Here is a 24945-nt window from a genome sequence, read left to right as displayed (position 1 = left end):
GCCTACTGCGCCTTTTCGCCGGCGGCAGGTGCCTTGGTGTCGACAGAGACCAGTGCGCTCATGCCCGAGCGCAGCACTTCGCCCTTGGCGTCATCGACGCGGATGACCACGGGGATGCGCTGGGTCACCTTGACCCAGTTGCCGGTGGCGTTCTGCGCCGGGATCAGCGCGAACTCGGCGCCGGTCGCCGCGCCGATCGATTCCACATGGCCGGGCAGCTTGGTGCCGGGGTAGGCGTCGACGGTCAGTTCGGCCGGCATGCCGGCGGCGATGCCGACGAGCTGGGTTTCCTTGAAGTTGGCTTCCACCCAGATGTCGCCGGTCTCCACCAGCGTGGCGATGGTCGAGCCTGTATTGATGAACTGCCCGGGGTTCAGGCTGCCCACCTGGCTGACGATGCCGTCGGCGGGAGCGAGGATCGTGGTCTTGTCGAGATTGCGCTGGGCATTGTCGCGCGCCGCCAGGGCGGCCAGCACGGCGGGATGCTCGTCGGTGGCGATGTCGGGATTGCCGGCCAGTGCGGCGGTGCTGCTGGCCACTTCCTGCTGCGCCAGGGCCAGCGTCGAACTGGCGGTCTGCAGCGACAGGCGCAGGTCATCGAGCGTCGACTCGGCGCTCACGCCCTGGCTGACGAGGCTCTGCTTGCGGTCGAATTCCTTCTGCCGGATGTCGAGTGTCGTCTGCGCTGCCTTCAGCTTGGCATTGGCCGTGCCGAAGGCGACGCGCAACTGCTCGACATTGACGCGGGCAGCGGCCAGCGCGGCGTCGGACTGGGCCAGCGCGATGCGGTAGGGCTCGGCGTCAATGGCGAACAGCACATCGCCCGTCTTGACCATTTGGTTGTCCGCAACGGCCACCGACGCGATGCGTCCGGCGACGTCGGAAGAGATCGAGACCTTGGACTGCTTCACATAGGCATTGTCGGTTTCGATGAAGCGGCCGCCCGTCAGGTAGAAATAGCCGCCCGCGACCGCCAGCAGCAGCGGCACCGACAGCATGATCGCGATACGTCGCCCCGAGCGTTTCTTTGCGGCGGGCGCTGCCGGAGCGACGGTCTCGGCCAGTGTGGCGTCGACGGGCGTGGCCTCACCGGGGCCGGGCTTTTTGGCAGGTGCGTTCATCTAGGCAGATTCCTTCTGATCGGCCGTCGGGCCCGAGAGGTTGTCGCGCATGCGCGCAAGAGAGGAGATGACGACGTCGCGGTCGCCCATGGAGATGCCGTCGAGGGTCGCCTCGTACATCGCACTGCCAAAGGCACGGGCGGTCTCGAGCAGGTCGTCCCCATCCCGGGTCAGCTGAGCCAGTTTGGCGCGGCTGTCAGCGGGATCGGGCAGGCGCTCGATCAACCCGCGCTTTTCCAGCCGGTCGAGAATGCCTGACATGGTCATGGGATCGATATCGGTCGCGGCCGCCAGCGCCGACTGGGTCATCCCCTCGCTCTCGGCGATCTGCGCCAGCGTCTTCCACTGCGGCAGGGTGATGCCGTGCGTGCGTGCCTCGTCCTCGAAGCGACGCTTCATCAGCCGCGCCACTTCGTGGATCAGGTAGCCCAGCGGGGCGCGCTTCTTGAACGTCTCGTTTTTCATAAGCGCACATATAATAAGTACACTTAGGATGTCAACGTACTGGCTTGCTGCCGTGTTGCACCGCTGTTGAGCCTAGAACTTGTAGCCGAGGTTGAAGCCGACGGCGTTGAAGCCGTCATTGGTCGGGCCGCACAACTTGGCGTGCGAGCCGTGCTCGAGATTGACCGAAGCCGTCATGTGCTCGTTGATATCGAGGCCGAACGTCCCCCGGGCGTAGATGAGGGCGCGGCAGCCGAGGGCGTCGCGGCCGGCGGGGGCGTTGGTGAGATAGACATCGTGGATCGTCCCGCCGAGCGTGAACTCGAAGAACACCGGGTCGATGAGCGGCGCGTGATAGTTGACGCCCGCCCACGCCCAGCTGTCGTCGCCGGTCAGGCTGATCGTTGCGCCGGCGGCGGGCCGGAAGGAGCCATAGAGATTGAGCACATTGAGGTCGACGCCGCCGAAGATGGCTTCGACGCTCAGCTTGTGGAGGCGATCAAGCGGTACCTCGCCGGGCAGGATCAGAAACGTCTCGTTGAGCTCCACGCCCTCGAAGGCGGCACCCACGCGCAACTCGCTGATCAGCGGAGAATTTACCGTCACCGGCTTGAAGCTGAGCCCCTCGCCCAGAGCCGCCGAGGGGAGGAGCGCTGCAACGACGACGGACAACAACCAACGCAAACGCACGATATATGACCCGCAGATGTCTCTTTCTGACTATTACGCCAACGACGCGGGACAGCAATCGTTCCGTCGTGCATGCCGGCCATGCATGCGGGCGGGCAGCGTTGAGCTGATGCCGACGCTAGCGTTCGTCGGCGATCAGCCCGATAGCGTCGCCGGCTGCGGTCGCGATAATCTCGGCATCGCCGTCGCCATCGATGCGCGCCAGGCCCCGGGAGACGAGGAACGCCACGGCCGCATCGTCGTCCTGACCGAACAGCGTTGCCGTCGGGACCCCGGTGCCCTGGGATAGCCTGCGGAGCAGATGGTAGGCATAGACGGGGATGTATTCGAGCTTGGGGGCGGTGGTGACCGACTGATCGGTTTGTGCGGCTGCATCAGACATGGCGCGGTGCCTCCGGCTTGCCGTCGCGCGCAAGCCGCTGCCGTCCCGCGCGGCGCTGCAGGGCCACGACCAGCGGATGATGCGGTTGCGCCAACGTCGGGATGAATTGCGGCGACACGGCAACCACGTCGGTCAGCCCGAACACCCGCAGCACTTCGCCGAGGGCAGGCTTGCCGCCGCGAATGCGATAGTCGATCGCCGACTTGCCGTTCCGGGAGCGTGACAACACGCCGCCGCGTGAGACGGTGACCGTCTCGACCAGCATGGTCTCGGGATCGATTCCGTAAAAGGTATTGGTCAGCTCCGCGCGGAGCTGCTGGGATGTCTTGGTCGGCATGGCGCACTCCTGGATCTGCCGAAACGGCGGACCGGTTCCTGCGCTGCGAATGCCGGCGCGGGTCGAACGGATGTGAGAGCTGCGTGCACAATCGGCACGGCTCACCTTATGTGGGGTCTGTCCGGCCATCGGCAATGGCAACTAATCACTCGATGGCCCCGCAGCGGCGATACGTGGCCCTCAGGACGTGATAGGCATGCAGCCATGCGTGCTGTGCGCTCCGGTTCCGGAACCGCCTTCGGGAGACATTGATGTGACTCCGACCAAGATCATTCCGCTTCCGAACCTTGCCGGCGACAGCATGGCGCCTGAGCCGGGTGGCGGAGAAATGGCGGTCGCCTTGCCCGAGCCACCGCAAAGCGTCACGTTTCGCGCCCCGTTCATGCTGCCGGGGCTGGACAAGCCGCATCGTGCCGGCACTTTCGAGCTCCGGCAAACCCGGCGCGAGCTCGACCTGAGCTGGCAGGCCTACCAGATCAGCCTCAGCCTGATGCTTGTGTCCGGCGGCATCACCCAGGCCCTCGACGTGACGCGGCAGGATCTCGAACTGGCGCTTGCCGCGGACCGCACCACAGCCTGATCCGGGACAGAACATCGATTTCGTCTCAATGCCGGTCAATATGTGTTAACCTGCACAGGCGTCGTGATCCTGCGTCGTTTTCTCCGACACGAATCGGACACTCTCTATGAAATTTCCAATCTGGCTGAAGCCCGCTCTGTTTGGCGCGGCTGCAGGTGCTATCGTTATTTCTGCTCTGGGATTCATGCAGCTTGGCTGGGTGACAGGCAGTACCGCTGCCACGCTCGCAAGCGACCAATCCGAAGCGGCAGTCGTCACCGCTCTCGTACCCTATTGCCTCCAGAAGTCGGCAAGCGACCCTGCGTCCATGGCCGTGATGACCGAACTCAAGGCCGCCTCGAGCTACAACCGCCGCGCGATCGTCGAGAAGGCCGGCTGGGCGACGCCACTCGGCGCCGAAAAGCCGAACGTCGACCTCGCGCAGGCCTGCCAGCTCGAACTGAGCAAGGGCTGAACCTGACGCAGTGCGCGTCCCCGTCCCTGAGACGGTGGACGCTGCGCTGCGCTTGGTTGCGAAAGACGCGTCTACCCCTGCTGCATCACTGCGCCAGAAACCCGCCGTCAACCGGCAGGATGTGACCTGTCACCATGCGGGAGGACGGGGAGGCGAGGAAGAGGACCGCATTGGCGATGTCCTCGGGCGTGGCGAATTCCCCCAGCGGCGTCATTGCCTCGATGCGGGCCACCAGTTCGGGCTGCGCCGTGAGTGCGGCGATGAACGGGGTTTTGACATAGGTGGGGGCCACGGCGTTGACCCGTATGCCGTTGGGTGCCCATTCCACTGCGAGGGCCCGGGTCATGTTGACGACGGCGCCCTTGGTCGTCTGGTACGACACGTTGGGGTAGAGCCCGCCACCTGACAGTCCCATGATCGAGGCAATATTGACGATGCTGCCCTTGCGGCCGGCGGCGATCATCTGTCGCGCCGCGGCGCGGGCGCAGAGAAAGCTGCCCGTCATGTTGATGCTGGTGACCAGGTCCCAGTCGTCCAACGGGTGATCCACGGCGGCGTGGCGCCGCGCGATGCCGGCACAGTTGACCAGAACACCGATATCGGGCTGACCGGCAAAGAACGCGTCGACCTGGACCGCGTCGGCGACGTCGAGTTCGGCGGCCGTCGCCTGAGGCAGGTCTGCGGCTGCTGCGGCGGCAGCCTCCGTGTTGCGATCGGCAATGATCACCCGTGCCCCGTTCTCTGACAGCATCTTGCTGGTGGCCAGACCGATGCCGCTGGCGCCGCCGGTGACAACGGCGCACACGCCGTTCAGGGGCAGCGTCCCGGTGGTCTGCGGGCGTTCGATCGTCTCGGTCATGATGTTCTCCCCCTGTCGTCTGCGAGCCACCCAGGCAGCCCATCCGTTCGTGCCGCAGCTTAGGGCGATTGCCTCGCCTGCATATAGGACTTCAGCCTAGTTGCCGGCGCGGCGAGCCGGTCGCACACGGCGGGACGTCGTTCAGCATTGCCGAAATTCACAGGGTCACGTGACGGCTTGCCAAGCCGCCTAAAGATGATAACGTTTCAACTTAGTTGACGACGATCAATAAGGTCGCGTCACAAGGAGGAGGAAATCAATGACCATGGGTATGTTGAAGGCCGCGCTGTCGAGGCGCTCTGTACTGGCTGCCGCCGGCGCCGCGCTGCTGCTGTCAACCGCGCCTGTTCTGGCGCAGGACATCAGCGGCGAACTCGTCATCCTGCAGTTTCAGAGCGGCACCGATGGCGAAATGTGGAAGAAGCTCGAGGACGCCTTCGTCGCCAGCAATCCGGGCGTGACCGTGCGTGAACTGGCCATTACCGCTCAGGGTGATGCCCGTGGCGGCATGCGTACCGCACTGATGGGCGGCGAGGTCGTCGACATCATCATCAATACCTGGCCGGCCTTCCGTGCCGAACTGGCCGATGCCGGCATCCTGCGCCCGATCGATGCCGAATGGGCCAAGTACAACTGGGACGACAAGCTCAGCGCCTCCTGGAAGGAACTCGGCCAGATCGGTTCCGATACCTATGGCCTGACCTATACCTATGGCGATCGCTCGGCCGTCTGGTACAAGACTGCCCACATGGAAAAGGCCGGCATCGAGGCCCCCAAGACCTGGGAAGAATTCCTCGCCAGCTTCGACAAGCTCAAGGCCGCCGGCTTCCCAACGCCGGTTGCCATCGGTGCCAAGTACTGGGCCCATGCCGAATGGTTCGAAACGCTGCTGCTGCGTACCGCCGGCGTCGAGACGGCGGCCAGGCTCGCCCGGCACGAAATTCCGTGGACCGATCCGGCCGTCAAGGGCGCGCTCAAGAAGTTCGCCGAGATGCTTGCCGCCGGCTGCTGCGGCGACGCCAACACCATGTTTGCCAATGACTGGGACGGCGCTGCCGACCTCGTGTTCAAGGCCGACACATCCAACTTCATGATGATCGGCATGTGGAACAACGCCCGTGCCCGCAACGACTACGCGCTGACCGAAGGCGTCGACTACAACATCTTCCAGTTCCCGGCCCTCGGCATGGGCCATGACGACACCTCGAGCGTCGACACCAAGGAACTCAACGTCACTGCCAACGGCAAGAACCCGGAAGCCGCCAACGCCTTCCTCGACTTCATCGTCAGCGCCGAGGCCGCGAAGATCCAGGCCGACTATGGCTATGCCTCACCCAGCACCGCTGCCGACACGTCGTTGCTTGGTCCGGTGCAGCAGACGGCAACCGCTGCCGTCGCGGCATCCAAGGTGCAGTTCGTGCTCGGCGACCTGCTGCCCGGCGATCTGGTCGATGAATACCGCGTGCAACTGCAGAAGTTCCTGCAGGACCCGTCTGACGCCACCATCGATGCAGTGACTGCTGCCATCGAGGCCAAAGCTGCGGACGCCTACTAATGCATGAGACCGTCGCATCCGATGCGGCGGCCTCGGACGTCGGGCGATCCTCCCGCATGGCTGGTGAGCGGCGCAAGCTGCTCGCCAGCCGTGGCTGGCGGTTGCGCGACTGGCCGGCGGCCTGGCTGCTGATCCTCCCGGTCCTGGTGCTGTTCGGCATCGCCGTGGTGTACCCCTTGTTCGAGACCATCCGGCTCAGCCTGTTCGACATCAAGGGCCTGGGTAAGCCAAAGTTCGTCGGCATCGGCAACTATGTGCGCCTGTTCGGCGATGCCACGTTTCTCAATACCATCAGCACGACGCTGATCTTCACCCTCGGGACCACGGCGATCACCGTCTGCCTGGGCTGGGCGCTGGCCATGCTGTGCGCCTTCTCGCCGCAACGGACGCTGCCCTTCCGTGTCATGATCTTTGCCGCCTTCGGCATCTCCGAAGCGGTGGCGGGCTTCATGTGGCTGGGCATCCTGCGCCCCGACGCCGGCGGGCTGCTCAACACCGTCATCGGCATCTTCAGTCCGGGCTTTGCCCATGCCTGGCTGGGCGACGCCAACACCGCGCTCGGCGCCCTTATCATCGCCGCCTCCTGGAGCGGCGTGGGACTGCCGCTGATGCTCTGCTTCGCTTCGGTGCAGGCCATCCCGAAATCGGTGCTCGAAGCCTCCTATCTCGATGGCGCCACCTCGACCCAGATCATGCGTCACATCATGATGCCGCTGTCGCTGCCCGGTGTGCGCGTCGCCATCTTCATCAACCTGCTCGGCGCCCTGCGGGCCTTCGACATCATCTACATCATCACCGGTGGCGGACCGGTGCGCGCCACCGAAACCGTCGGCTATTTCATGTACCGGGAGTCGATGACGCAGTTCAAACTCGGCTACGGCGCCGCCGCGACCGTCATCCTGCTGGTGGCCGTGCTTGTCGTCTCCGTCCCCGCCATCATCCAGCGTACGGCAGGTGTCAGATGATCGGTCGCCCGCCCGTCTGGACCACGCCGGTGGTCGCCATCGTTGCCTTCCTCTGGATCATCCCGATCGTGGGCATGGTCGTGACCTCGATCCGTCCGCCCTCGGAGATCACGCTGGGCTGGTGGCGTATCGACGAACTGACCTTGACCCTCAGCGCCTGGATACGCGTCTGGAGCGAGTATCCGCTGGCCAAGGCCTTCTGGACCACCGCCCAGCTCGCCTTCATCGCCACCGCCGGCACCATGCTGCTCACCCCGGCCGCGGCCTATGCGTTCCACTTCCTGAAGTTCCCGTTCCGGCGTCTGCTGCTGGTGCTCATCATCAACGCCTTCGTGATGCCCCAGCAGGTCGTGATCATCCCGCTGTTCCAGCTCTGGCGCGACACCGGCCTGATCGACAACATCCTCGCGGTGCTCATTCCCTATGTCGGGCTGAGCTTTGCGTGGTCGATCTTCCTCGTGAAGAACTTCCTCGAGGATTTTCCCAGGGAACTGGTCGAGGCGGCCCGCATCGACGGGGCCGGGCCGCTGCAGACCTTCTGGTTCGTCGTGCTGCCCAACTCGCTGTCGCCTGTCTTTGCCGTCGGCATCCTGCAGTTTCTCTGGACCTGGAACGCCCTGCTGCTGCCCATGCTCTACCTGCGCACCGACGTGCCACTGCCAGTCGTCCTTGCCCGTATCTCGGGAACCTACGACCTCAACTGGGACATGCGCTCGGTGGCGGCCATCATCACCACCATCGTGCCGCTTCTCGTCTTCCTCATCTTCCAACGTCAATTCGCCGCCGGGGCCGAAACCCGGTCCGGCGCCAAGGAATAACCATGCCGACCTCAACCAATCGTCCGCTGCGCTACCGCCAGATTCACCTCGATTTCCACACGTCCGAGCATATCCCGGGGATCGGTTCGGCCTTCGACCCGGACGACTTCGTGGCGACCTTCAAGGCTGCCCACGTGGATTCGGTGACCATCTTCGCCAAGTGTCATCATGGCTGGTCGTACTATCCGACCAAGGTCGGCGCGCCGCATCCCAACCTCGTGCGCCCCGACCTGATGGGCGACATGGTCAAGGCGCTGTCGGCCGCCGATATCGACAGTCCGATCTACATCTCGGTGCAGTGGGACGAGCGCAACGCACGGCTGCATCCGGAGTGGCGTGTGCGTTCGGCCCGTCCTAACCGCTTCGATCCCGACCAACTGACGGCCGGCTGGCACACGCTCTGCCTCAACCACAAGGCCTATCGTGATGAACTGCTCGAGCAGGCGCGCGAGGTGGCAACCCTCTACCCCACGCAAGGCCTGTTCTTTGACATCGTGCTGACGCCGGACTGCGTCTGTGCCGAGTGCCTTGCCACCATGGCCGAGCATGGTCTCGATCCCGAGAGCGCGGCCGACCGGCTCAAGAACGACGAGTGGGTCAACGAGCGCTTCCGCTCCGAAACGAGCGCTGCGCTCCGCGAAGAGTTCCCCGGCCTGCGGCTGTTCTACAATTGCGGCCATATCCACAAGCAGGGACCGCAGCGCTTCGCCAATTACAGCCATCTCGAACTCGAGAGTCTGCCGACCGGCGGCTGGGGTTATGACCATTTTCCCTCCAGCGCCCGCTATGCTGCAACGCTCGGACTGGACTTCCTCGCCCACACCGGCAAGTTCCATACCTCCTGGGGCGAGTTCGGCGGCCTCAAGCATCCCGATGCGCTGGAATTCGAGGCCGCGCAGATGGTGGCATTGGGATCGAAATGCCTGGTCGGCGACCAGTTGCACCCCAATGGCGCCATCAATCCCGACACCTATGCCTCGATCGCGCCGGCCTATGCCCGCATCGAGAAGCTGGAACCCTACCTCGAAGACGCACGCCAGGTGTCCGACGTCGCCATCCTCGCCGCCGAGTTCTTCCACCCGGTCGGTGCCAAGAACAACCAGAGCGACGACGGTGCCGCGCAGATGCTGCAGGAACTCAAGCAGCCCTTCGACGTCATCGACCCCAGTGCCCGCTTCGAGGACTACCGGCTCATCATCCTGCCCGACAACATCCCGGTCGACGATGCGCTGGGCGCACGGCTCCGCGCCTATGCCGAGGGCGGTGGCAAGCTGCTGCTGAGCGGCACCTCAGGCATCAAGGCCGACGGCAGTTTCGCCGTGCCGGCCGGCGTCCGGCGCAGTGGTCCGGAGGTGGCGTTCAATCCATCCTATCTGCGGGCAGGGCAGGCGCTCGATGCCTCCATGCCGGTGACGCCGTTCGTCATGTATGGCGTCGGGCAGACCATCGCGTCCGAGGGTGCTGAGGTTCTGGCCGAAATCGGACGCCCCTATTTCAACCGGACCTACGCGCATTTCAGCTCGCACCAGCATGCGCCGGACGATCCCGACGCCGCCCCGCTCGGTGCCGCCGTCACGGTGTCGGAGTCGGTAGGCTACATCGCCTATCCGATCTTCAGCATGTACCACGCCATGGGTCAGCCGCTGTACAAGTATGTCGTCCGCGGCCTGCTGCAGCGCCTGTTGCCCAATCCGGTGATCATCTCCAACCTGCCGTCGTCGGGCCGCGCCACGCTGACCCGGCAATCGACAGAGGGCCGGCACATCCTGCATCTGCTCTATGGCGCGCCGCAGGTGCGCGGCAAGCAGGTTCCTACCGGCGACGGTGGCTATCGCGTCATGGAAATGATCGAGGACGTCCCCACGCTCGGCCCGGTCACCGCCAGCATCCGGCTTCCCCGAACGCCGTCGCGCGTCTATGACGCCCTGACCGGTGCGGACATCCCGTTCGTGAACGGTGGCGATCGCGTGGAGATCACCGTGCCATTCCTGAAGATCCACACCGCCCTGGTGTTCGAGGGGACTTTGTGACGATTGAAGAAGATGTCGGCCGCCGGCGGCAGGCGACCATTGTCGAGGTAGCCGATCGCGCCGGTGTCGCGATCGGCACCGTCTCGCGCTATCTCAACGGCCATCCCGTGCGGCGGGGCAATCGCGAGCAGATCGAGCAGGCCATTGCCGAACTCGGCTATCGCCGCAATGCGGTGGCCGCGGCGATGAAGACCGACCTCACCAATACGGTCGGCTTCATGGTGCCCTCGCTGAGCGAGTTCCATTCGCCGGTGCTCGAGTATCTCAGCCGGCGCATGCGCCGGTCCGGCCGCGCCATGATCAGCTACTGCCACGCCGGCGATACCGATGCCGTGATCAATGCCCTCGATTTCTTCGACATGCACCGCGTCGACTGCCTGATCATGGATGCGCATGTCGGCGTCGACGATCGTATCCGCGATATCGTCGCCAACGGCACGCCGGTGGTCTTCTACGACAACGACATCCCGGGACTCCCGGTTGACCGCGTGCTGGTCGAGAACCGCGAGGCGAGCTACCGGGCCGTCTCGCATCTGCTCGATCTCGGACACACCGATATCGCCGTGCTGACCGGCGCAACCAGCAACTGGACGGCCCGCGAACGCTACGAGGGCTATCGTCTGGCGCTGCAGGAGCGGGGGATCGAGATCAATCCGGATTATGTCCTCGACACCCACTGGAACGAGGATGAGGCCTATACCGGCGCGCTTGGCATGATGTCGCTGCCGCGGCCGCCGACGGCGCTGTTCTGCTGCAACTACAACATGACCATCGGCGTGCTGCAGTTGCTCAAGGAGCGGCGCCTGCATGTGCCCGCCGATATCTCGCTGGTCAGCTTCGATGACATCGCGCTGTTCCGGCTGCATGACGCCGGCATCACGGCGATCGAGCAGCCGCTCGAAAAGATCGCCGAAAGCATTGCCAGTGTGGTCGAGACGCGCCTCTCCGAACGGGCCGGCCACCATGATCTCCATACCATCACGCATCAGTGCAACGTCATCCTGCGCGGCTCGACCCGCCGCCTGATCGCTCCCGCAGACATGGCCCGACAGGGTAGAAAATGACCGATCTCGAACTCTGGTACGACAAGCCCGCCACCGTCTGGACGGAGGCCTTGCCGGTCGGCAACGGCCGTCTGGGGGCGATGGTGTTTGGCGGCACGGCGCGCGAACGTCTGCAGCTCAACGAGGAGACGCTCTGGGCCGGCGGCCCGTATTCGCCGGTCAACCCGCAGGCGCTGCCCCATCTGCAGGAGGTGCGGGGGCTGCTCTTCGCCGGCCGCTACGCGGAGGCCGAGGCCCTTGCCGAGCGCCACCTGATGGCCATTCCCATCCGCCAGATGCCCTACCAGCCGACAGCAGACCTCTGGCTGGACATGACCTTTTCCGGCGAGGCGCAGGACTATCGCCGGGCCCTCGATCTCGACACGGCGATCACCGTGACGACGTTTATCGCCGGAGGCATCACCTTCCGCCGCGAGGTGTTCGCGACGGCCGTCGACGGCATTCTTGTCGTCCAGCTTTCTGCCAGCCAGCCCGGCGCGCTCAATGCGGTGCTGTCGATGACCTCCGAACAGCCCGGCGGGGTCGAGCGGGTGGCAGAGGGGACGATCCGCCTTACCGGCCGCAACCGTGGCGCCGAGGGGATCGAGGGCCGGCTGAGTTTTGTCGTCGAGGCGGAGATCGCCACCGATGGCGCACTGGCTGCGGAGGGCCAGGGCATCTCGATTTCGGGGGCGACGCAGGCAACGATCCTGGTCGATGCCGCGACCAGCTATCGGCGCTTTGACGATGTTTCCGGCGATCCGCTCGCATCGGTCGCCGAACGTCTGTCGAGCGCCCGCCAGCACAGCTACGCGCGCCTGCGCGATGACCATGTGGCCGAGCACCGCCGTCTGTTCCGGCGGCTGGATATCGATCTGGGAGCGTCGCCCGGCCAGAGCCTGCCGACCGACCGGCGCATCGCGGCGAACCTGACAACACCCGATCCGGGGCTGGCAGCGCTCTACACGCAGTTCGGCCGCTACCTGATGATCTCCTCGTCACGGCCCGGCACCCAGCCGGCCACGCTGCAGGGCATCTGGAACGATTTGACCGACCCGCCCTGGGGCTGCAAGTACACCACCAATATCAACCTGCAGATGAACTACTGGCTCCCCGAACTGGCCAACCTGGGCGAGTGCCTCGAGCCGCTCGTGGCGCTGGCCGAGGACCTGACGGTCACCGGTGCCGAGATGGCCAAGGCGCATTATGACGCGCGCGGCTGGGTGATGCATCACAACACCGACCTGTGGCGGGCCGCCGGCCCGGTCGACGGATCCAAGTGGGGGCTCTGGCCGACGGGCGGCGCCTGGCTCTGCGCCCAGCTCTGGGACCAGCTGAGCTTTTCCGGCGATCTCGACCTGATGCGCCGGCTCTACCCCGTGCTTGCGCGGGCGGCCCGCTTCATCCTTGATGTGCTCGTGCCGCTGCCGGGCACCGAGTTCCTCGTCACCGCGCCATCGCTGTCGCCCGAGAACGTGCATCCGGAGGGCGCTGCGCTTTGCTACGGCCCGACCATGGACAACCAAATCATCCGCGATCTGTTCGATGCGGTGCAAGCCGCCGCGACCACGCTCGGCATTGCCGACGACATGCTCCCCGAGGTCGAGGCCGCCAGAGCGCGGCTGCTGCCGCACCGCATCGGCAAGGCCGGACAGCTGCAGGAGTGGCCGGAAGACTGGGACCTCGACGTCCCCGAGATCGACCACCGCCACGTCTCGCATCTCTACGGGCTCTATCCGAGCCATCAGATCTCGCTTGATGGCACGCCGGAACTGGCGGCGGCGGTGCGTCGCTCACTGGAGATCCGCGGTGACGAGGCCACCGGCTGGGGTATCGGCTGGCGCATCAATCTCTGGGCCCGGCTGCGGGATGGCGACCACGCCCACGACGTGGTGCAACTGCTGCTCGGCCCGGAGCGCACCTATCCCAACATGTTCGATGCCCATCCGCCGTTCCAGATCGACGGCAATTTCGGCGGCGCCGCCGGCATTCTGGAAATGCTGGTGCAGTCGCGTCCAGGGGAACTGTTCCTGCTGCCGGCCTTGCCCGCTGCCTGGCCCGACGGCCATGTACACGGCGTTCGCGCGCGCGGCGGCCTGACGCTCGATCTCGACTGGGCAAACGGCAGGCTGTCGAAAGTGACGATGACCGCGGCGACCGAACAGTCGGTCGCGGTAACGGTTGACGGGCGGACGCACCAGCTGCGCGTCGGTCCGGCCGGCCTCACCTTCACGGGGCAGAGCTACTCGTAGGCGCGGCGCTGGGCGTAGAACGACTTCATGGTCTCGTCGATCTCGAAACGCTGCATGTAGCCACCCTGGCTGTCGACGACATGGCAGAGGCCCCAGCGCAGTCCCTCGAGCGGACCCAGGTCGGGCTCCGCCGTCCGGAACAAACCCAGGGCATGCGGGGCGCTCTTGATGGCTGCCATGATCTCGAAATTGATGCCGTCGGCGGCCCATTGCAGGGTATTGCGCTCGGGGCCGTCAGTGGTGAGCAGCGCAGCGATGCCGCCGTCATAGGGCCAGACGCAGACCTCGTGACCTGAATTGGTCACCGGGTTGAACGGGCTGCGGACATAGGGGCCCTCGGGCCGGTCGGCAATGGCGACACCCCATTTGGTCTCGCGACCGCCGAAGGTCATCTCTTCGCCCATCGGTTCGCCCTTGTAGTAGAGGTAGAACTTGCCGCCATAGGCGAGCAGGCAGGGGTCGTGCACCTTGTGGCTGTCGAAGCTGCCCTTGCGTTTGACGAGGAAGCGGTTGTCCTCCTCGCCGTCCCATTCGCCGTCGGCTGACGTCTGCAGGATCGGCTCGGGCAGTTTGGTCCACGGCCCCCACACGGAGTCGGCCACTGCCATGGCGATGTGCTCCATTGACCGGCGCACATAGGGCGATTGCACCACCTGATGGACGAGGTAGAAGCGGCCCGCGTGGGCGAGAATCTCCGGGGTGAAGACACTGCGGTCGTCGAAGGCTCCCGCTTCGCCCCGCGCTACGGCAAGCCCTTCTTCGCGCCACTCCCAGCCGTCGACGCTGCTGGCGTGCCAGATGTCGCAATAGTCCCAGGGGAAGGTCTTGGCCAGCGGATCGCCGCTGCCGAAGCCATGGCTGCGGCCGGTCGAGCGGCTGTACCAGACGTGATAGCGGCCGTCGGCCTCGATGATGGCGCTGGGATCGCGCCGGACCATGCCGGGCCTTGCCACCGCGAGGTCACCCGAGACCGGGTAGGTCCGCAACTCGCAATACCACTCGGGGCCGCGTGTATGGGCCCTGGCACGGAGCGAGGCAGCGCTCAGCGTTTCGGTCATAGCCGCCCCATGATCATATCGCTGGCGGACCTTGCCGCGCCGACGCCCCCGACCACAACCTGATCGATCAAGTTCATTGGTTGTCGAACTCGAAGGTCGCCTCGACGTGGCGCCAGGCGGCGTCGAGATGGCTGACCAGCGCTGCTTCGGCCGCCGCCGGATCGCGCGACAGGATGCCGTCGAGGATCGCCTGATGGCCGTGATAGCTGATCTCGTTGCGCGCGCGGGAGCGCTCCATCTTGTCCCACTGCGGCGCCAGCCAGGCGGTGTAGCCGAGGTGAATGGCGGGGAAGATCGGGTTGCGAGGAATGCGGTAGAGGACGGCGTGAAAGGCGGTATCCGTCCGGTAGAAGGCCTGCGAGTCGGGGATCGCCTCATGATTGGCGGCCAGCGCGGCCCGAAGCTCGGCAATGTCCTCCTTGCGCGCCGAGGTTGCTGCGTCGCGCACCAGCCCGCGCTCGAGAAAGAGACGGCTGGCATAGAGGTTCTTGACCCCCTCGAGGTCGCCCAGCAGGTGCCGCACCACGCCGCCCACCGCATGCAGCGCCGTACCGTAGTCCGGTTTGCGCACCACGGGCCGGAAGCGCGGGCGGCTTTCGATCAGGCCGCGGCTGGCGAGGGTCGAAATGGCTTCGCGGATCACCGTCCGGCTGGTGCCGAACTGCTCCATCAGATCGCGCTCCGGCGGCAACGGCTTTGCATCGGCGAGCGCGCCGGAAACGATCTGCTGCTCGAGGCGGGCAATGATCGCATCGGCGGCCCGGCCGGAGGCCGGGCGAGTCATCGCGGTATCCAGTCCCGGCATGAGATCTCCAAAGGTCTGCTAACAGCTCAATTTGGTATAACAAAACGCTGAAATTTGACAACAAGGAAACAGTCGCCTAATCCATCGGCAAATTTGGTAGAACCAAAAAAGCGGAGGGCGTAGTGGCGGATCAGGATTTTGGCAATGGCTCGGTGATCAGGGCCAGCATGTTCATCGATGGCGACTGGCGCGCGCCCGGCGACCGGCAGCAGATCGAGGTCGAGAACCCGGCGACCGAAGCTGTCATCGCCACCATCCCGGAGGGCACCGCCGAGGATGCACTCGATGCACTGGCGGCAGCGCGCCGGGCGCAACCGGCCTGGGCCGCACTGCCGGCCATCGAGCGCGGGCGCCTCGTCGCCAAGCTCGCCGATGCGGTAGTCGCCGATGCCGAGCGACTGGCCCGCATCGTGACGCTCGAGCAGGGCAAGCCGCTGGCGCAGGCCCGCGGCGAGATCGGGGCGGTGGAAACCTTCCTGCGCTACGCCGCCGAGAATGCCCGCCGCATCAAAGGCGATATTATCGCCTCGGACAATCCCGACGAGGAGATCCAGATCCGCCGCCACCCCTATGGCGTGGTAGTCGGGCTGACCGCCTGGAGCTATCCCTCGGCACTGGCCGCCCGCAAGCTGGGTCCGGCGTTGGTGGCCGGCAATACTTTCGTGCTGCTGCCCCATGAGATCACGCCACTGTCGGGCCTCGAACTGGCCCGTCTGGCACAGCGCGTCGGCTTTCCTCCAGGGGTCTTCAATGTCGTGACCGGCCGGGGCAGGGTGGTCGGCAAGGCGCTGGTCGAGAGCCCGCTCTCCGACCTCGTGACGATGACCGGCAGCACCCGGGCGGGCAAGGAAATCTACGCCAGCGCCGCTGCCGACCTCAAGGTCGTGCGCCTCGAACTGGGTGGCAAGGCGCCGTTCCTCGTCATGGAAGATGCCGATATTGACGCTGCAGTGGCTGCGGCGGTGACGGCGCGCTACACCAATTGCGGCCAGATCTGCACTTGCAACGAGCGCATGTATCTGCACCGGGCCATTGCCGACGAATTCCTCGAAAAATTCGTGGCCGCTTCCCGCGCCCTCAGCATCGGCGATCCGCTCGGTGCGGTGGATATCGGCCCCAAGGTCAGCGGCATCGAGGTCGATAAGGTTGCCGATCTGGTCGATCGCGCGGTGGCGGGCGGGGCCAGTGTCCTGCTCGAAGGCGGCCGCCTGTCCGACGGCGCCTATGCGCGCGGCCACTGGTATGCGCCGACCGTTCTCGAACTCGCCGACAATGCCTCGCCGGTGATGCAGGAGGAGGTGTTCGGTCCGGTCGTGCCGGCCATGCGGGTCGACAGTTTCGAGGAGGCGGTGACTCTCGCCAATGACACCAGCTATGGCCTCTCAGCCTATCTCTTCACCAGCAGCATGAAGCGGTTGCTGCGGCTGCCGACGGCGCTGAAATTCGGCGAGATCTACTTCAATCGCAGCAATGGCGAGGCCGTGCAGGGTTTTCATACCGGCTGGGGGCACTCGGGCCTGGGCGGTGAAGACGGCAAGTATGGTTTTGACGGCCATATGCGCAAGCAGACGCTTTATGTGAACTGGGCCGGCAAATGAGCATCATAGACGCGATCGACGTCCGGCTGTTCCACGTGCCGCTGGCCGAGGTGCTAGTGGACGCCAAGCACGGCGACCACACGCATTTCGAGCTGGTCACCGCCACCATCCGGCTGGCCGACGGCACCGAGGGCACCGGCTACACCTATACCGGCGGCAAGGGTGGCCATGCGATCCGGGCGATGATCGCGCACGATCTGGCGCCGTTCCTCATCGGCCAGGACGCCACCGATGTCGAGGCGCTCTATGAGGCCATGCAGTGGCATGTGCACTATGTCGGCCGCGGCGGCATCGCCTCGTTTGCCATCTCGGCCGTGGACATCGCGCTGTGGGACATCCGCGGGCGACGGACCGGCGAGCCGCTCTGGAAGATGGCCGGCGGCGCCGGCTCGGCCTGTCGCGCCTATTGCGGTGGCATCGATCTGGGCTTCCCGCTGCCCAGGCTGCTCGACAATGTGCGCGGCTATCTGGCGCGCGGCTTCAACGGCATCAAGATCAAGGTCGGCCGTCCGCATCTGAGCGAGGACGTGGAACGCGTCGCGGCGGTCCGAGAGCTCATCGGGCCCGACGTCGCTTTCATGGTCGACGCCAACTATGCCCTGAGCGTCGACGCGGCGATCCGTGCCGCCGAGGCGTTCAAGCCCTATGACCTGCTCTGGTTCGAGGAGCCGATCATCCCCGACGACTATGCCGGCTATGCCCGCATCGCGGCGGCCACCGGCATGCCGCTGGCCATGGGCGAGAACCTCCACACCATCCACGAGTTCGAGTTCGCGCTCGATCAGGCCAGCCTGACCTACATCCAGCCCGATTCGTCCAACTGCGGCGGCATCACCGGCTTTCTGCAGGTAGCAGAACTGACCCGTCCGCACGGGCCTGAGATCTGCAGCCACGGCATGCAGGAGCTCCATGTCAGCCTCGTCGCCGGCCAGCCCAATGCCGGCTGGATCGAAGTCCATTCCTTCCCCATCGACCAGTACACCACCCGCCCGCTGGTGGTCCGCGACAGGCTCGCCATCGCCCCGGACGACCCCGGCACCGGCGTCAGCTTCCGCTGGGACCTGCTGGACGGATTTGCGGTGAGCTAGGAGGCGACGGGCCCGGCGCAGCCAACCCTTTGACCATCACGCATCGGTCAGGCGGTGGACAAAGTGGTCGTCTCGACCGATATACGGCCCCTCAACCTCGAAAAGGTGCCCGTTTCGCCCATGCCTGCGACGTCCGACCAGCCTTCCATCGATCTCGCGACCGCCCGGAAATTCTCCGTGGCGCCGATGATGGACTGGACCCACTGAGGCGGAGACAGGCTAGAATTCTGGACGTATTGGCGTTTGTTGTCTCGACCCGTAGGACTGTCGTAGGACTGCCGGCGAGAGGGGATCTCTGACCGAAGCACCAATGAGTACCTGGTTCGAGTTGGGCAGGTCTGTGTGCTCATAGCTACGCTGGGTTTCGACGTCTGCACTTGGCTCAAAACTGCACGTCGGCTCTGCGCCCAATTTCGGACGTTGGGTCGATCGTGGCAGGATCTCGATAGCGGACACACCGGCTATCAGGTCAGGGCGGCAGACGAGAGTTCCTTGGCGGCGGCGATCGAGCCGATCAGGCGCTGCTGGAACAGAGCGCGGTCGGCGTACAGTTCGCTGGTCCGTTATTGGTTTTCTTCGGTCGAACCGGGGCGGTTGTCGCGTCCGAAAACGTCGATGGCCAAGCCAGTGTAGCCCCGCTCGACGAGCATCTCGGCTCGGCGGACTTCGTAGTCGGTCAGCCCGTCCCAGTCGTGCAGGATGGCGACCGTGCCACGGGTCTCTAAAAGTTCACTATTATAGGCCACATGCCCTTCAAATACGGCACCGCCAACATCTTAGGTGAATGCCTCGGAGACGATTTCGGCATGGGCCGATGTCGCGGTCAGGGCAATGGCAACTGCAAGCAATATTCGACGCATGGTCTCTTCTCCAAAAGTTTGAGAGCTTGGTGACTGACACTCTACTGACCCCGCGACGGTCTCGTCGATCTCCAGAATTGTTTCCCGCCGGTCTGGGTGGGGGAATGTTGGGCAGGGTCAGACCGGCGGGATGTCGACGCGTCAAAGGAAGAGGGCGCGTCGATGTCTTAGTTGGCGGGCGGCATGAGCACGGTGTCGATTACGTGGATGATACCGTTCGAGGTCATGATGTCGGTGGCGGTCACTGTCGTGTCGCCATTCAGCATCACTGTACCGCCCTCTACCTTGATTGAGACCTTGGCGCCGTTGACCGTGGTCGCCTCGGTCAAAGTGACAACATCGGCAGCTGGTACTGCACCAGCGACCACGTGGTAAGTGAGGATTGCTGTGAGCTTGTCCTTGTTCTCGGGCAGCAGAAGGCTCTCCACGGTGCCGGCGGGAAGCTTGGCGAAGGCTGCGTCAGTCGGCGCGAAAACGGTAAACGGACCATCACCCTTCAGCGTTTCGACAAGACCAGCTGCACCAAGTGCGGCGGCCAGAGTGTTGAAGTCGCCGGCAGCAACAGCCGTATCGACGATGTCCTTGGAGTGGTCAGCGGCCATTGCGGCCGAGCTCGCCATTGCGAAAACGACAGCTGTGGCCGTGGTGGCTGCGAACTTTACGATCTTGGAAGCAAACATGGTTTCTATCCTCCGTGTGGCGTTTGATGCCGCGTCGTCCATCGACTCTGTGCGGCGAATCAGAATGTCATAACATGATAATTCTTTTGCACGTAATGCACATGTTCGTGTTGTGATAATTTACTTTCCTGTCACGACAATAGGAATAGACTGATATGCGAACCGGAAACCGAAACGATGCTGTCTGACACACTCTCTGAGGGTCTTGAGACCTACAGGATCGGCCCAAAGATCCGCGCCCTGCGCCAGGCCAAGGACCTTGGCCTCGTGCAACTGGGTGAACACACGGGTCTGTCCTCAGGCATGCTGTCGAAGATCGAACGCGGCACGGTGTTCCCGACGTTGCCCACGTTGCTCAGGATTGCGATGGTCTTCGGGGTTGGGTTGGAGCACTTCTTCGTCAACGAACAGCAGGCAACGATCGCAGTGGTGCGCAAGAAGGATCGCATGCGGCTTCCGAGCCAGCCGGGGAAAGAGCCGCCGACCTACTTTTTCGAGAGCCTCGACTACCCGGTCAGTGACCGCAAGATGGAGGCATTCTTTGCGGAGTTCGAGGGTGCAAACCGCGCCTCCGAGCCACATACGCACTCGGGAGCAGAGATCATCTATGTGATCTCAGGTGTCCTTGTGATCAATGTCGACGGAACCGAGACGTCTCTTGCCGCGGGTGACGCGATGTATTTCGACTCGGCCTACCCCCACAGCTACCGTCGGGACAGCGACGATCCGTGCAGGGCGATCGTTGTTGTGTCGCGGTAGCGGAACGGCGGAACCAAGCCTGGGCCGGGCGCCTGGCAGATATGCCCAAGTCGCGCTGGCAGCAGATGACTCGTGAGACAAAGGAAAGCAACGATGAAGGTACTCGGCAGGATGCTCCTTGCCACCGCACTTGCAGTTGTTACGACCGCAGCAATGGCTGTGTCGGTTGGCGAGATCGCCGGCAAGTGCGGCGACGATGCGAAAAAGTTCTGCAAAGGTGTCGGCTATGGCGATGCGATGACCGAATGCCTCGACAAGCGACGGTCTGACTTGCAGCCTTCTTGCAAGGTGGTTGTCGATCGGATCAAGGGCGGTGAGCCGGTCACCCTCTTCTAGCTTGGCTGCAAGGGTCTCGGCAGACTGGTTTGCGCCAAGGGGGCCGTGCCGATCAGATGACGGCCTGCGCTCCAGTCGAAAGCCAAATCACCGAGCTTGGCCTGGGAGGCGATCGACTATCTGGCGCGTCTTAATTAAGGCACGCGCTGACAACCTGTCGCACCCCATTGCCGATGGTCACTGGACGCATCACCTGACGCTGCACACGACAGCTGGCCAGGGAGTGCATCAGCATGTTCAATATCGATGGGATTATCAAAGCGCTGCAGTCAGATCCAAATGCAAAACGCACCGCGCTGACCGGAGCTGCCGGGCTGGCGGCTGGGATGCTGCTGAGCGGAGGCGGATTGGGCAAACTCGCGGGCAATGCTGCAAAGGTTGGCGCTGTCGCCGCAATCGGGGGGATCGCTTATGCCGCTTGGAAAGATCATCAACAACAGCTCGGTGGTGTGCAGCCGAAACTCGAGGATTTTGCGCCGTCTGCACACGCTCCGGTGGCCAACGAGGAACTTGGAAAAAAGATGGTTCGCGCGATGATCGCCGCTGCAAAGGCCGACGGTCAGATCGATGCTGACGAAAAGCGGCGTATCTTCAGCCAGCTCGAGGCAATGCCGCTTTCTGCCGAAGAGAAGGCTTTTGTCTTTGACGAGCTCTCAGGTCCACTAGACATGGATGCAATTATCGCCAGCGCCGACAGTCCAGAGCATGCCGCGGATATCTACGCCGCTTCACTGGTTGCGATGGTTGCCGATACCGACATAGAGCGTAGTTACCTGAATCGCCTCGCCCGGAGTTCTGGGGCTGGACGCGGGTCTGGTTGCCGAAATACACCGTGCGGCCGAACTCCCACCAGCGGCATCTGCACAGCACACACCATAGAGCGCAGTTCCGTTTGGAGACGATGCAGACAAAATCAAACCCCGGACCTTGAAGTGCGGAGATCGGATCCTAACTCTTCATTGTGATCCGGGCCCCTCTGGTGCGGTAAGGTTCTAGCTTTACCCACGATGTCGGTTCACCTCAGGGGCCAGCATTCAGCACATGGTGTGATGAACTCTTGGTCCCTTGTTCGCCAACGGCAATGAGGAGTTCCGCCATGACAAAGCATCGAAACAACGACTTCTGACATTTTTACCCGCCGCCCTGTCGTAGACCTCCGCGCCAAGCTCAACCGACTGGACGTTCTTGCCGAGGCCGATATTGCGGGTCACGAGACGTTCATGGAGGCAACGATCGCCGCAGCAATGATCATTGCGCATGCAGATGGCCAGGCCGACCTGACAGAGCGCCGCCGCGTCATCTCGTTGTTTCGAACCAACCCGATGCTCCAAGGCTTTTCGGCCGACGATATCGCTCGGGAAATTGTCTCTCATACCCAGGCATTTCAACTGGACCACGCCTCCGCCGATCGTCGTGCACGCTCGCAGATCGTCATGGCCGATCTGAGCGACGATAAGTTCCGAGCGCTTCTCGGCGTCTGCGTTTCGGTGCTTGAAGCGGACGGCGTGCGGCATCCCGCAGAGGAAGATGCGTTGGCGAACATCTCGACGATGCGGCCATGGGGATATCGCTAGCTATTGGTGCCTTAATTCTACAACTCGCCGAATGAGGCTGAGGTGCCCCGAGCCACTGCGCCCGGGGCGCCACACTTAACTAGAGCGCGTGCTCCGATGGAGCAATCTCGAGGAGCAGTTCTGCCAGTAGCTGGTTGGGAAACCGACGTTTCTGGACGATGGCATAGAAGCTTTCAGTCACCTCTGGGATTCGGCAATGTTCGACCAGAACGCCGCTCTCAAGCTCGTCACGCACGACAATTGGTGGAACCAGCGTCAAGCCCTCGCGCTCTCGAGCGAGTAGTCGCAACATCGCCATGTCATCGACCTCAGCCAAAATGATCGGCCTGATTCCTGCGCGTTCGAGGACACGGTCAAAGGCCACGCGGATATCGCTGTCGAGACTTGGTAGGAGCAAGGGTTCAGTGCGCAAATCGTCCGGAAAGCGAAACGCTCGAGTGGCAGTTCGCGGCCGGCCAACAAGGCTCACCGGCTGTTCGTTGAGCAGATGGTTACGCAGCAACGAACGTGCTTCCTGTGGTGCAGCGCTATTTGCGAGCACGACGTCGACCGTGTGAGCTTCAAGCTGCGAAAAGAGATCGCGAATGTTACCGGATCTGACAATGAGCTCAACGTCGGCGCGGCCGACCAGCGGACGAAGGAACTCCAGTTGGAAATTTCTGGAGAGGGTTGTCAGTGCGCCGACCCTGAGGACTTGGCTGTTAGCCGCGGGGCGCCCCTGCAGCGTACTCATTAGTTCGTCGCCAGCCTTGAACACGGAATCGGCATAGTCGAGCGTGATCTGTCCCGCTTCAGTGAGGACGAGCTTTCGGCCGATCCGATCAAAGAGCAGATGACCCATCTGCTGTTCAAGCTTTTGTATCTGCACCGAGAGCGCCGACTGCGACAAGTTCATGTTGGCGGCAGCGCGCGTGAGACTCCCTTCGTGAGCGACGGCCCAAAAATACCGCAGGTGATTGAAGTTTATCCCTCTCATATAGTTCTATTATAGCGAACGATAAGGCCGAAACAATGAATTTTTCATCGGGCAGATGGCTCCGATATCAATGTCCCCGCCGGATGGGTCCATTGAGAGAGCAATGAATGCCGATATTGTTTCTGCCGACATTAGCGATAGCGCCGCTGCTTGCGGTCGCTGCGGTCTACCTCCAGTCGCGTCCTTCGCGGAGAAAACGCCAGTATGCGTTGGCGGAAGCTGGAGCTCTGCTGGCTCTTGTGGCAGCGGTATTGTCTACGGCCTATCTGATCACATTCGGTGCCGGCGTCAGCGCGTTGATCGGGATCAACGGCGTTGGGCTGTCGTTCCGGCTCGACGCAATCAGTTCGATAATGCTGCTTCTGGTTGCCTTCATCGGCTGGATCGTCATTCGTTACACACGGACCTATCTAGACGGTGAGCTCAACCAAAGAGCGTTCACCGGGTGGCTGTGCCTGACATTGGCGTCGGTGATGCTCTTTGTAACAGCAGGAAACCTCGTACTTTTGGTCCTGGCTTGGATCGGGACCAGTCTGTTTCTGCACAAACTGCTCCTTTTCTATCCCAATCGGTTGGCAGCGCAGCGAGCGGCGCGCAAAAAGTTTCTGACAGCGCGTCTGGGCGATGCTGCACTTATTGGAGCAACCGTCGCGCTGGCGCTAGCTTATGACACTTCTGACATAGGTTCGATACTTCAGGCTGCGCGCAACGGTGAAGGCGGCAGTTTGGTCATGTTGGCTGCAGGCCTATTGGCGTTCGCTGCAGTCCTTAAGTCTGCGCAGTTCCCGCTCCATGGTTGGCTGACCGAGGTTATGGAAACACCTACGCCCGTATCGGCGCTTCTCCATGCGGGTGTGATCAACGCCGGCGGCTTTCTACTCATCCGCTTCGCTGACGTCGTTGTTCTATTGCCTTCCGTGCTGGCGATACTCGTCATCATTGGGGGGTTGACCGCACTTTTCGGTAGCCTTGTGATGCTCACGCAACCCGTTGTAAAGACCTCGCTCGCTTGGTCTACCATCGCACAGATGGGTTTCATGATCATGCAGTGCGGACTTGCACTCTTTCCATTGGCACTTCTGCATATAGTCGCGCACTCGCTCTACAAGGCGCACTCGTTTCTCGCGTCAGGAGGCGCGGTAGAGAGGGTCGCAGCGATCCGCAGGCCAGGTGCCATCGCTATTCCACGAGCCGGCGCCGTCGCTCGAGCCTTCATCGTGGCGCTCGTTATTTACGTAGTCGTGGGTTTTGGCTTCGGACTGACGCACAAGTCTCCCCAGGCGATCGCGCTTGGCGCGATCCTGATCTTTGGAGTGGCTTACATGCTGGCGCAAGGCTTTGCTGACGCTGCGCCGAAGGCTCTCACTCGTCGGACAGCGCTTTATGCCGTGGCCACTTCGATCGCCTACTTCGCGCTTCAAGCCCTAGCTACAAGTCTTACCATTGCTGACCTGCCGGCAACGCCAGCAACCGGGGCACTGGAGTGGTCGCTGATCATCCTCGCTGTCATGAGCTTTGGCCTTGTCGCCATTGTGCAGGCCATGTTCCCGCTCTGGGCCTATCATCCCGCGGCCGCCGGGCTGCGGGTCCATCTCTCGAACGGCCTTTATGCCAACGCCGTCTTTGATCGTCTGATCCGGGGATGGTCGCTTCGCGCCAATTCCTGATCCATCCTTGTCCA

General features: G+C 63.4%; 26 protein-coding genes. 15 read left to right on the top strand and 11 right to left on the bottom strand.

Going from position 1 to position 24945, the window contains the following annotated elements; all coding sequences use genetic code 11:
- Window positions 1-2 precede the first annotated feature (2 nt).
- From AC0L4C_RS18120 to AC0L4C_RS18100, 5 genes are all read right to left on the bottom strand, one after another.
- Window positions 3-1121, bottom strand: a complete 1119-nt coding sequence (locus AC0L4C_RS18120; protein ID WP_473401124.1) for an HlyD family secretion protein — start codon at window positions 1119-1121, stop codon at window positions 3-5.
- Window positions 1122-1586: a MarR family winged helix-turn-helix transcriptional regulator gene (locus AC0L4C_RS18115; protein WP_473401123.1), complete on the bottom strand. Its 465-nt coding sequence runs from the start codon at window positions 1584-1586 to the stop codon at window positions 1122-1124.
- 72 nt (window positions 1587-1658) lie between these two features.
- Entirely contained in the window at window positions 1659-2237 is a 579-nt protein-coding gene (locus AC0L4C_RS18110; protein ID WP_473401122.1) for an acyloxyacyl hydrolase, read from the bottom strand.
- Window positions 2238-2373: 136 nt separating this feature from the next.
- Window positions 2374-2637 carry a hypothetical protein gene (locus tag AC0L4C_RS18105; protein ID WP_473401121.1) on the bottom strand — a complete coding sequence of 88 codons (264 nt, stop codon included), beginning with the start codon at window positions 2635-2637 and terminating at the stop codon, window positions 2374-2376.
- Window positions 2630-2974 (bottom strand): hypothetical protein, encoded by a 345-nt coding sequence (locus tag AC0L4C_RS18100; RefSeq protein WP_473401120.1) that lies wholly within the window; start codon window positions 2972-2974, stop codon window positions 2630-2632. Before AC0L4C_RS18100 ends, AC0L4C_RS18105 begins: the two co-directional genes overlap by 8 nt.
- Before the next feature lie 253 nt (window positions 2975-3227).
- Between AC0L4C_RS18100 and AC0L4C_RS18095 the strand changes: the two genes are divergently transcribed.
- A complete protein-coding gene (locus AC0L4C_RS18095) occupies window positions 3228-3554 on the top strand; it encodes a hypothetical protein (RefSeq protein WP_473401119.1) in 327 nt (108 codons plus the stop codon).
- Between the two features lie 106 nt (window positions 3555-3660).
- Complete coding sequence (locus tag AC0L4C_RS18090; protein ID WP_473401118.1) at window positions 3661-4008, top strand: hypothetical protein; 348 nt, start codon at window positions 3661-3663, stop codon at window positions 4006-4008.
- A gap of 85 nt (window positions 4009-4093) precedes the next feature.
- Here AC0L4C_RS18090 and AC0L4C_RS18085 read toward each other — a convergent pair whose 3' ends face one another.
- Entirely contained in the window at window positions 4094-4867 is a 774-nt protein-coding gene (locus tag AC0L4C_RS18085) for an SDR family NAD(P)-dependent oxidoreductase (protein WP_473401117.1), read from the bottom strand.
- Between the two features lie 259 nt (window positions 4868-5126).
- Here AC0L4C_RS18085 and AC0L4C_RS18080 point away from each other — a divergent pair, with 259 nt between their 5' ends.
- Genes AC0L4C_RS18080 through AC0L4C_RS18055 form a run of 6 tightly spaced genes read left to right on the top strand, consistent with a single transcriptional unit; the run spans window position 5127 to window position 13530 of the window.
- Entirely contained in the window at window positions 5127-6422 is a 1296-nt protein-coding gene (locus tag AC0L4C_RS18080) for an ABC transporter substrate-binding protein (RefSeq protein WP_473401116.1), read from the top strand.
- Window positions 6422-7387 (top strand): carbohydrate ABC transporter permease, encoded by a 966-nt coding sequence (locus AC0L4C_RS18075; RefSeq protein WP_473401115.1) that lies wholly within the window; start codon window positions 6422-6424, stop codon window positions 7385-7387. The genes AC0L4C_RS18080 and AC0L4C_RS18075 overlap by 1 nt, the downstream gene beginning before the upstream one ends.
- Window positions 7384-8205, top strand: a complete 822-nt coding sequence (locus tag AC0L4C_RS18070; protein ID WP_473401114.1) for a carbohydrate ABC transporter permease — start codon at window positions 7384-7386, stop codon at window positions 8203-8205. Before AC0L4C_RS18075 ends, AC0L4C_RS18070 begins: the two co-directional genes overlap by 4 nt.
- A gap of 2 nt (window positions 8206-8207) precedes the next feature.
- Window positions 8208-10235, top strand: coding sequence for a beta-galactosidase trimerization domain-containing protein (locus AC0L4C_RS18065; RefSeq protein WP_473401113.1), 2028 nt, complete (start codon window positions 8208-8210; stop codon window positions 10233-10235).
- Window positions 10232-11299, top strand: coding sequence for a LacI family DNA-binding transcriptional regulator (locus AC0L4C_RS18060; RefSeq protein WP_473401111.1), 1068 nt, complete (start codon window positions 10232-10234; stop codon window positions 11297-11299). The genes AC0L4C_RS18065 and AC0L4C_RS18060 overlap by 4 nt, the downstream gene beginning before the upstream one ends.
- A complete protein-coding gene (locus AC0L4C_RS18055) occupies window positions 11296-13530 on the top strand; it encodes a glycoside hydrolase family 95 protein (protein ID WP_473401110.1) in 2235 nt (744 codons plus the stop codon). The genes AC0L4C_RS18060 and AC0L4C_RS18055 overlap by 4 nt, the downstream gene beginning before the upstream one ends.
- Here the strand turns inward: AC0L4C_RS18055 and AC0L4C_RS18050 are convergent.
- Entirely contained in the window at window positions 13521-14588 is a 1068-nt protein-coding gene (locus tag AC0L4C_RS18050; protein ID WP_473401109.1) for a glycoside hydrolase family 117 protein, read from the bottom strand. The genes AC0L4C_RS18055 and AC0L4C_RS18050 overlap by 10 nt on opposite strands.
- Window positions 14589-14661: 73 nt before the next feature.
- Entirely contained in the window at window positions 14662-15372 is a 711-nt protein-coding gene (locus AC0L4C_RS18045) for an FCD domain-containing protein (protein ID WP_473401108.1), read from the bottom strand.
- 143 nt (window positions 15373-15515) lie between these two features.
- On the opposite strand from AC0L4C_RS18045, the gene AC0L4C_RS18040 reads away from it, so the two are divergent.
- Both AC0L4C_RS18040 and AC0L4C_RS18035 read left to right on the top strand, forming a co-directional pair.
- Window positions 15516-16991: an aldehyde dehydrogenase family protein gene (locus AC0L4C_RS18040; protein WP_473401107.1), complete on the top strand. Its 1476-nt coding sequence runs from the start codon at window positions 15516-15518 to the stop codon at window positions 16989-16991.
- A complete protein-coding gene (locus AC0L4C_RS18035; protein ID WP_473401106.1) occupies window positions 16988-18079 on the top strand; it encodes a mandelate racemase/muconate lactonizing enzyme family protein in 1092 nt (363 codons plus the stop codon). Before AC0L4C_RS18040 ends, AC0L4C_RS18035 begins: the two co-directional genes overlap by 4 nt.
- Window positions 18080-18642: 563 nt before the next feature.
- Here AC0L4C_RS18035 and AC0L4C_RS18030 read toward each other — a convergent pair.
- Both AC0L4C_RS18030 and AC0L4C_RS18025 read right to left on the bottom strand, forming a co-directional pair.
- Window positions 18643-18825 (bottom strand): hypothetical protein, encoded by a 183-nt coding sequence (locus tag AC0L4C_RS18030; protein WP_473401105.1) that lies wholly within the window; start codon window positions 18823-18825, stop codon window positions 18643-18645.
- Window positions 18826-19106: 281 nt separating this feature from the next.
- Window positions 19107-19559, bottom strand: a complete 453-nt coding sequence (locus tag AC0L4C_RS18025; RefSeq protein WP_473403466.1) for a fasciclin domain-containing protein — start codon at window positions 19557-19559, stop codon at window positions 19107-19109.
- Between the two features lie 237 nt (window positions 19560-19796).
- Here AC0L4C_RS18025 and AC0L4C_RS18020 point away from each other — a divergent pair, with 237 nt between their 5' ends.
- The 4 genes from AC0L4C_RS18020 to AC0L4C_RS18005 all read left to right on the top strand — a co-directional run bounded on the left by AC0L4C_RS18020 (window position 19797) and on the right by AC0L4C_RS18005 (window position 22288).
- On the top strand, window positions 19797-20378 hold the full coding sequence (locus AC0L4C_RS18020; protein WP_473401104.1) for a cupin domain-containing protein: 582 nt from the start codon (window positions 19797-19799) through the stop codon (window positions 20376-20378).
- A 93-nt stretch (window positions 20379-20471) separates the two neighbouring features.
- Complete coding sequence (locus tag AC0L4C_RS18015) at window positions 20472-20714, top strand: hypothetical protein (protein WP_473401103.1); 243 nt, start codon at window positions 20472-20474, stop codon at window positions 20712-20714.
- Between the two features lie 233 nt (window positions 20715-20947).
- Window positions 20948-21679: a tellurite resistance TerB family protein gene (locus AC0L4C_RS18010; RefSeq protein WP_473401102.1), complete on the top strand. Its 732-nt coding sequence runs from the start codon at window positions 20948-20950 to the stop codon at window positions 21677-21679.
- Between the two features lie 255 nt (window positions 21680-21934).
- Window positions 21935-22288: a TerB family tellurite resistance protein gene (locus AC0L4C_RS18005; protein ID WP_473401101.1), complete on the top strand. Its 354-nt coding sequence runs from the start codon at window positions 21935-21937 to the stop codon at window positions 22286-22288.
- 79 nt (window positions 22289-22367) lie between these two features.
- On the opposite strand, the gene AC0L4C_RS18000 is transcribed toward AC0L4C_RS18005, so the two are convergent.
- A complete protein-coding gene (locus AC0L4C_RS18000) occupies window positions 22368-23264 on the bottom strand; it encodes a LysR family transcriptional regulator (RefSeq protein WP_473401099.1) in 897 nt (298 codons plus the stop codon).
- A 107-nt stretch (window positions 23265-23371) separates the two neighbouring features.
- Between AC0L4C_RS18000 and AC0L4C_RS17995 the strand changes: the two genes are divergently transcribed.
- Window positions 23372-24931 (top strand): proton-conducting transporter transmembrane domain-containing protein, encoded by a 1560-nt coding sequence (locus AC0L4C_RS17995; protein ID WP_473401097.1) that lies wholly within the window; start codon window positions 23372-23374, stop codon window positions 24929-24931.
- Window positions 24932-24945: the final 14 nt, after the last annotated feature.

The organism is Devosia sp. J20-27, assembly GCF_055808595.1.
The sequence above is the reverse complement of the archived record's forward strand: the minus strand, read 5'-3'. Positions and strand labels throughout refer to the sequence as shown.

Excerpts from the sequence above, each read along its gene's own strand:
- AC0L4C_RS18005 (WP_473401101.1), top strand. The coding sequence starts at position 21,935 with ATGGAGGCAACGATCGCCGCAGCAATGATCATTGCGCATGCAGATGGC.
- AC0L4C_RS18090 (WP_473401118.1), top strand. The coding sequence starts at position 3,661 with ATGAAATTTCCAATCTGGCTGAAGCCCGCTCTGTTTGGCGCGGCTGCA.
- AC0L4C_RS18120 (WP_473401124.1), bottom strand. The coding sequence starts at position 1,121 with ATGAACGCACCTGCCAAAAAGCCCGGCCCCGGTGAGGCCACGCCCGTC.
- AC0L4C_RS18085 (WP_473401117.1), bottom strand. The coding sequence starts at position 4,867 with ATGACCGAGACGATCGAACGCCCGCAGACCACCGGGACGCTGCCCCTG.
- AC0L4C_RS18075 (WP_473401115.1), top strand. The coding sequence starts at position 6,422 with ATGCATGAGACCGTCGCATCCGATGCGGCGGCCTCGGACGTCGGGCGA.
- AC0L4C_RS18045 (WP_473401108.1), bottom strand. The coding sequence starts at position 15,372 with ATGACTCGCCCGGCCTCCGGCCGGGCCGCCGATGCGATCATTGCCCGC.
- AC0L4C_RS18105 (WP_473401121.1), bottom strand. The coding sequence starts at position 2,637 with ATGTCTGATGCAGCCGCACAAACCGATCAGTCGGTCACCACCGCCCCC.
- AC0L4C_RS18050 (WP_473401109.1), bottom strand. The coding sequence starts at position 14,588 with ATGACCGAAACGCTGAGCGCTGCCTCGCTCCGTGCCAGGGCCCATACA.
- AC0L4C_RS18055 (WP_473401110.1), top strand. The coding sequence starts at position 11,296 with ATGACCGATCTCGAACTCTGGTACGACAAGCCCGCCACCGTCTGGACG.
- AC0L4C_RS18015 (WP_473401103.1), top strand. The coding sequence starts at position 20,472 with ATGAAGGTACTCGGCAGGATGCTCCTTGCCACCGCACTTGCAGTTGTT.
- AC0L4C_RS18080 (WP_473401116.1), top strand. The coding sequence starts at position 5,127 with ATGACCATGGGTATGTTGAAGGCCGCGCTGTCGAGGCGCTCTGTACTG.
- AC0L4C_RS18065 (WP_473401113.1), top strand. The coding sequence starts at position 8,208 with ATGCCGACCTCAACCAATCGTCCGCTGCGCTACCGCCAGATTCACCTC.
- AC0L4C_RS18020 (WP_473401104.1), top strand. The coding sequence starts at position 19,797 with ATGCTGTCTGACACACTCTCTGAGGGTCTTGAGACCTACAGGATCGGC.
- AC0L4C_RS18000 (WP_473401099.1), bottom strand. The coding sequence starts at position 23,264 with ATGAGAGGGATAAACTTCAATCACCTGCGGTATTTTTGGGCCGTCGCT.
- AC0L4C_RS17995 (WP_473401097.1), top strand. The coding sequence starts at position 23,372 with ATGCCGATATTGTTTCTGCCGACATTAGCGATAGCGCCGCTGCTTGCG.
- AC0L4C_RS18115 (WP_473401123.1), bottom strand. The coding sequence starts at position 1,586 with ATGAAAAACGAGACGTTCAAGAAGCGCGCCCCGCTGGGCTACCTGATC.
- AC0L4C_RS18010 (WP_473401102.1), top strand. The coding sequence starts at position 20,948 with ATGTTCAATATCGATGGGATTATCAAAGCGCTGCAGTCAGATCCAAAT.
- AC0L4C_RS18100 (WP_473401120.1), bottom strand. The coding sequence starts at position 2,974 with ATGCCGACCAAGACATCCCAGCAGCTCCGCGCGGAGCTGACCAATACC.
- AC0L4C_RS18070 (WP_473401114.1), top strand. The coding sequence starts at position 7,384 with ATGATCGGTCGCCCGCCCGTCTGGACCACGCCGGTGGTCGCCATCGTT.
- AC0L4C_RS18025 (WP_473403466.1), bottom strand. The coding sequence starts at position 19,559 with ATGGCGAGCTCGGCCGCAATGGCCGCTGACCACTCCAAGGACATCGTC.
- AC0L4C_RS18035 (WP_473401106.1), top strand. The coding sequence starts at position 16,988 with ATGAGCATCATAGACGCGATCGACGTCCGGCTGTTCCACGTGCCGCTG.